The sequence below is a fragment of the Pseudanabaena sp. 'Roaring Creek' genome, from assembly GCF_001402795.1.
In the GTDB taxonomy this organism is placed as follows: Bacteria; Cyanobacteriota; Cyanobacteriia; order Pseudanabaenales; family Pseudanabaenaceae; genus Pseudanabaena.
The window spans coordinates 1-4,545 of sequence record NZ_LIRE01000419.1 but is presented as its reverse complement, the minus strand read 5'-3'; the positions used below and the strand labels follow the sequence as shown (position 1 = coordinate 4,545).

The 4,545-nt window shown below is 41.5% G+C and carries 8 protein-coding genes; 5 read left to right on the top strand and 3 right to left on the bottom strand.

The genetic code is table 11. The features are described 5' to 3' along the window. Positions 1–189: 189 nt before the first annotated feature. From AC805_RS13965 to AC805_RS26315, 5 genes are all read left to right on the top strand, one after another. Positions 190–504 carry a TMEM14 family protein gene (locus AC805_RS13965; RefSeq protein WP_009628661.1) on the top strand — a complete coding sequence of 105 codons (315 nt, stop codon included), beginning with the start codon at positions 190–192 and terminating at the stop codon, positions 502–504. A 250-nt stretch (positions 505–754) separates the two neighbouring features. After that, positions 755–1,240 (top strand): allophycocyanin subunit alpha, encoded by a 486-nt coding sequence (gene apcA / locus AC805_RS13960; RefSeq protein WP_009628662.1) that lies wholly within the window; start codon positions 755–757, stop codon positions 1,238–1,240. Positions 1,241–1,352: 112 nt separating this feature from the next. Then, positions 1,353–1,841, top strand: coding sequence for an allophycocyanin subunit beta (apcB, locus tag AC805_RS13955; RefSeq protein WP_009628663.1), 489 nt, complete (start codon positions 1,353–1,355; stop codon positions 1,839–1,841). Positions 1,842–2,034: 193 nt separating this feature from the next. After that, positions 2,035–2,238, top strand: a complete 204-nt coding sequence (locus tag AC805_RS13950; protein WP_009628664.1) for a phycobilisome linker polypeptide — start codon at positions 2,035–2,037, stop codon at positions 2,236–2,238. 449 nt (positions 2,239–2,687) lie between these two features. Continuing rightward, the gene (locus AC805_RS26315; protein WP_009628665.1) at positions 2,688–2,861 is read left to right on the top strand and encodes a hypothetical protein; all 174 of its coding nucleotides are present in this window, start codon (positions 2,688–2,690) and stop codon (positions 2,859–2,861) included. A gap of 51 nt (positions 2,862–2,912) precedes the next feature. Here AC805_RS26315 and AC805_RS13945 read toward each other — a convergent pair whose 3' ends face one another. From AC805_RS13945 to AC805_RS13935, 3 genes are read right to left on the bottom strand one after another with little or no spacing between them, the layout of a single operon-like run. Further along, positions 2,913–3,599: an HAD family hydrolase gene (locus AC805_RS13945; protein WP_055075985.1), complete on the bottom strand. Its 687-nt coding sequence runs from the start codon at positions 3,597–3,599 to the stop codon at positions 2,913–2,915. Positions 3,600–3,656: 57 nt separating this feature from the next. Continuing rightward, a complete protein-coding gene (locus tag AC805_RS13940) occupies positions 3,657–3,941 on the bottom strand; it encodes a hypothetical protein (protein WP_055075984.1) in 285 nt (94 codons plus the stop codon). Next, on the bottom strand, positions 3,934–4,266 hold the full coding sequence (locus tag AC805_RS13935) for a helix-turn-helix transcriptional regulator (RefSeq protein WP_009628668.1): 333 nt from the start codon (positions 4,264–4,266) through the stop codon (positions 3,934–3,936). Before AC805_RS13935 ends, AC805_RS13940 begins: the two co-directional genes overlap by 8 nt. Positions 4,267–4,545: the final 279 nt, after the last annotated feature.

Below are 4,545 nucleotides of genomic sequence, written 5' to 3'. Positions count from 1 at the left end.
GAATGTAGCTATATAAGCGCATATTCATAAGCGCTTATGAATATGCGCATTTGTAAATATGTGTAACTAAACCTTTGCCTTAGCGATCGCCCAGAAATACAGTTCGCTAGCATAGGCTGTGACGGGCGACACTCCATGTCGCCATTAAAAATTTCTTACCCAATCTTCAAAAACCTCATAAACACGACTATGACCTTTTCCCCCAGTGCCATTGCTTTGCTCGTATACGGAATTATCGCCATCGTGGGTGGCATCATCGGCTTTGCCAAGAGCAAAAGCCAAGCATCGATCATCTCAGGCAGCATTAGTGGTGTGGGACTGTTAATTGCAGGAACAGCCGTCGCCAAAAACTTAGAGTGGGGCAAAATTGCTGGTATGGCGATCGCCGCTCTTTTGGTGATCGTATTTATCGTGCGTCTGATCAAAACAAAAAAATTTATGCCCGCAGGCTTAATGATCCTCGGTGGAGCCGCAACCCTTTGTGCAGCAATACTTCCAAGCTAATCGATCTAGCTTTTCAACTCTAGTGATAACATAAGAAATGTTAAGAAGTGTGATGAAGAAAAGCTTGTAGACAACGCAATGCTTCAAAATGTTTTGGTAATCATTGCTTTGACAAAGAAACCTTCCATGTCAGACAAGCCCCAAACTTTTGTAAGCGTCCTTAGGGCATTACTAAAGCAAAGGAATTTCTGCATGGTACGGCATCACATCAATCGTTTTTATTCACATTTTTGATTGGAGAAAAAATTAAATGAGCGTAGTCACGAAGTCCATCGTGAATGCAGATGCTGAAGCACGTTACCTCAGCCCTGGTGAACTAGATCGCATTAAGGGCTTTGTAAGCTCTGGCGAACGTCGTCTTCGCATTGCCCAAACCTTGACCGAATCCCGCGAGCGCATCGTTAAGCAAGCTGGCGATCAACTATTCCAAAAGCGTCCTGATGTTGTTTCTCCTGGTGGAAATGCCTACGGCGAACAAATGACCGCTACTTGCCTGCGTGACTTGGACTACTACCTCCGCTTGGTAACCTACGGAGTTGTATCTGGTGATGTCACCCCTATCGAAGAAATCGGTCTAGTTGGCGTTAAGGAAATGTACAATTCCTTGGGCACTCCTATTCCTGGTGTTGCTGAAGGCGTACGTGGTTTGAAGAACGCAGCATCCGCTTTGTTGTCTGGTGAAGATGCAGCCGAAGCTGGCTACTACTTTGACTATGTCATCGGTGCAATGCAGTAGATCGGTTCTAGATTTGTTTTAATATTTTTAAAGCACTTCTTTTTAAAGAAATTCGGATTTCTTAATTTCTAAATTCAAAAAAACTAATTGCAAACCTAAAAAATATATTAAAATGGCACAAGACGCAATTACCTCAGTTATTAATTCCGCCGACGTTCAAGGTAAGTACCTTGATGCAGCTTCTCTAGAAAAGCTAAAGGGCTATTTTGCAACTGGCGAACTTCGCGTTCGTGCATCCGCAGCGATCGCCGCTAACTCTGCAACCATCGTTAAAGAAGCAGTTGCTAAGTCTCTCTTGTACTCTGATGTCACCCGTCCCGGTGGCAACATGTACACCACCCGTCGTTATGCCGCATGTATCCGCGACCTCGACTACTACCTCCGCTATGCAACCTACGCAATGCTTGCTGGTGATGCTTCGATTCTTGACGAGCGCGTACTCAATGGCTTGAAAGAAACCTACAACTCCCTCGGAGTACCTGTAGTTTCTACAATTCAAGCTATTCAAGCGATCAAAGAAGTTGCTGCTAGCATCGTTGGTTCTGAAGCTGGTAAGGAATTGGGTGTATATCTCGATTACATCAGCTCTGGCTTGAGCTAATTGCTGATATAGCTTTAGACTTTATTTTTTGCCGAACGTAAAAAATAAAGTACTGTATTTTACAGAGCTGTATTTACAAGGCGGCGATGGTAGGTAGCTAAAGCGCCTATCTCGCCGCCAATGTTTATATCTGTCTAAAAAAATTTCTTTGTAATTCATCTTTAAATAACTGGCTCTGAAGGAGATTGCCGCTATGCGGAGTTTTAAAATCACTGCTTGTGTACCTAGTCAAACTCGCATTCGTACACAACGAGAGTTGCAAAATACCTATTTCACCAAGCTAGTGTCCTATGACAACTGGTTTGCTGAGCAGCAACGCATTATGAAAATGGGTGGCAAGATTATCAAAGTTGAACTAGCTACTGGCAAGCAAGGCACCAATACTGGCTTGCTTTAATTTTCTTTTTTGTCCCAAAACTAAAAAGCCACTGAATTATAAACATTCAGTGGCTTTTTAGTTTTTCAAACCCTTATACCAATTAAAACCAATTCCCAAAATGGCGTTGGCATTTTGGAAATTGGTATAAAACCCAAAATAGCGTTGCCGCGCTCCGCGCGGCAACGCTATTTTGGGTTTTATGTCCTGATACAGTTGACGACAACTATAAAATCGCGATCGCTAAGGCTGCTTATCGCCATCATAAGGAATACTTTTGAATTTTTTGGCAAAAATATTTCTTTGGGTATATCTAAGGAAAATGTTTGTCATGATACAGTTCCCTTAATAACTTTAAAGTATTGTTACGTTATGTTGACATAGTGACCAATATCTACTGTCAAGCAACTTCAATGCATCGGTTAAGGTCATAGTTTAGTGTCATTGATTGATTCGTAAAAGAGGTACATATGAGTGACTTACCTATCGAAAAGCAATTTACCCATATGATGTTTTGCCAACAAATCCAAAACATCGATCTAGATGCAGCGAAGCAACTCCTTACAGAGTTACATATGCTTTATTTGGGTCAACAAGCCGTTATGGTAAAAATTGCGAAGCAAGAGTTTTTAGGGGGAATATAACCTACAAATCACAAATGAGATAAGAATTAGCGCAATGTGCTAATTCTTATCTCATCCTTCGAGGATATTGGTTATCGCTGCGGACAAATTAGAAACAATCTGATTTGGTTTGTACTTTATGATTTGCGTATGATTGCGAATACCACTTAAAACGGCGATCGCAGGTATATTGTAAGTCTGAGCGGCTATAATATCTGCCTCCGTATCGCCGATCATCCATTGCTCCTGTACAGGTGGCAATTGGGTCTGAGCAAGTTTCATTAATTTAGGTTTATCTTGAGTATCAACCGTTTTTACATAGTCGTCATCAAGACAAAAAATGCGATCGCTGTGGAAAAAACGCCTTAAATTATATCGATCCAGTACTGGTTCCAATTCACGACGACGACGCATAGTCATGACCGCCAGCTCGATCCCCGCTGCTTGAACTTTTTCCAAGGCGGGAACTGCATTTTCAAGGAGCCGATCATAGGCGAAATACGGATCTGTATGGACAGTAGCTCGCCGCAGATGGGCAAAGGCGATCGATTGTTTTTCCTCAACAAAGCCCGTGAGACTGGCGATCTCCTTTTCTGGCACTTGAGATCGCTTTAATTCCCAGAATTCCAACTTGGAAAGGATTTTAAGCTTTTGAGTGGGACGAGCTATTTTCTCTGAGCAATATAGATAAACTTGGTAATAGCGATCAGACACATCCATGATTGGCCCGTCAAAATCTGTAAATATGCGTCTTTCCATATTTTAAAAGCTATTGCACCTACACAATAAAAAAAGGAGCGGAGATTGCGATCGGCTTCAGACTAATGAAATATTGGGTTCCGAAACCCAAACCCCATAGGCATTTAAGATCTTATTTATTAAAAGCTGAGACTGAGCAGAAATTGCTTGAGGATAAGTAAGCCACATGCCACCTATTTGACTTCCTAAATAGCTGAATTCTTTGCTATCTTGCCAAAACAGTTCGGCTTTCACATCCTCAATCTGCTCGATATGGGATGCTAGCTCTCGATACATCGCCAGAGCAATATCAGGGTTATAAATAATCTTGCAACGTATAGTCGCTAATTCCCCGCTAGGCACTTTCTAATTCCTGCCCCAAATCCTTTGCATCCAAAACATTAATGACTGGCGGCGTGCCAATAATGCAGCAGTTAACTTCATCAATACAGACTTTTCCCCATTGTAAAGCCCATCTTACCAGTGAGACCCTATTGTCAGTCTTGGTTTTGGTCAATATATTACTAATGTGATTATCTACAGTACGTTTGCTAATCGCTAGCTTTAGCGCGATATCTTGATTAGTTAAACCTGCGGCAACTAATTCAATCACTTGTAGCTCTCGCTCTGACAAGACAATTGATGAATTGGTGATTACAGTTTGATTTGATTCGGCGGGGTTGGTCATGATAACGAGGTTGATTTGCGCCAATATTTCTGAATTATACTCATTCTGGCGGTTAACTAATGAGTATAATTTCTTATTCGGGATTGTGTCAATTAATTAAGTTTACCCTGCAGGGCAACCGCATAAAAAAGGTAATAAAATTTAGGAGAAAATAAACAAATAAAGCCACAATGAATAGCCCTATCGAAGTAAGTTTACTGAGCCACTTTGAGGGAGTAGAAGATCCACGAGATAATCGAGGGAAAGAGCATATCTTGCTAGACATAATCGTGATAGCAA

What these genes read in the sequence shown, in the direction of transcription:
- apcB (WP_009628663.1), top strand. Translation starts at nt 1,353, where the DNA reads ATGGCACAAGACGCAATTACCTCAGTTATTAATTCCGCCGACGTTCAA.
- apcA (WP_009628662.1), top strand. Translation starts at nt 755, where the DNA reads ATGAGCGTAGTCACGAAGTCCATCGTGAATGCAGATGCTGAAGCACGT.
- AC805_RS13965 (WP_009628661.1), top strand. Translation starts at nt 190, where the DNA reads ATGACCTTTTCCCCCAGTGCCATTGCTTTGCTCGTATACGGAATTATC.
- AC805_RS13935 (WP_009628668.1), bottom strand. Translation starts at nt 4,266, where the DNA reads ATGACCAACCCCGCCGAATCAAATCAAACTGTAATCACCAATTCATCA.
- AC805_RS13950 (WP_009628664.1), top strand. Translation starts at nt 2,035, where the DNA reads ATGCGGAGTTTTAAAATCACTGCTTGTGTACCTAGTCAAACTCGCATT.
- AC805_RS13945 (WP_055075985.1), bottom strand. Translation starts at nt 3,599, where the DNA reads ATGGAAAGACGCATATTTACAGATTTTGACGGGCCAATCATGGATGTG.
- AC805_RS26315 (WP_009628665.1), top strand. Translation starts at nt 2,688, where the DNA reads ATGAGTGACTTACCTATCGAAAAGCAATTTACCCATATGATGTTTTGC.